General features: G+C 62.4%; 1 protein-coding gene. It reads left to right on the top strand.

Annotated elements, in window-relative coordinates; genetic code table 11:
• A partial coding sequence (locus tag RNC47_RS37030; protein ID WP_311605260.1) for a hypothetical protein occupies window positions 1-230 on the top strand: 230 nt, incomplete at its 5' end.
• Window positions 231-433: the final 203 nt, after the last annotated feature.

The raw sequence follows: 433 nt of genomic DNA, 5'->3' as shown, positions 1-433 counted from the left end.
AGCCACATGCGTACGCCCGGGCGACTGACGACCGCCATGGCAAGGCCGGCCACCGAAATCGACACGGTGGCAAAGTGATTGGCCGGTGGGATCTACTCAAGATCATTTCATTCAACTCCAAAGGACACCCCACCGTTGGACACTGGCCAGTCGCGTTGGACGACCTCAACGAGGTAGACACCGACGCGCTCGTCTTCGGCAACCTGCGAGCGGTTGCTCTCGGTGGCTGATGTCTAGTTCGGCCCGCCTTCCTGTCGCGACCACGGTCCTATCCCCCAAGTACCAGACGTGCGGATTGCCGTTTGGTCCACGGCTGTTCGAGATGGGCGTTCGCCGCGACCTACTCGTGCGGCAGCTGAGCGTCGCTCCCGGGACGCCAGGTAACGTCCGGCACTCTCAGGCCTTTCCGGATTCCGTCCGAGACTCTCATGTC

It is taken from the genome of Streptomyces millisiae (assembly GCF_031845425.1).
GTDB lineage: Bacteria > Actinomycetota > Actinomycetes > Streptomycetales > Streptomycetaceae > Streptomyces > Streptomyces millisiae.
Note: the sequence above shows the minus strand (reverse complement) of the source record. Positions and strands in the feature narration are given on the sequence as shown.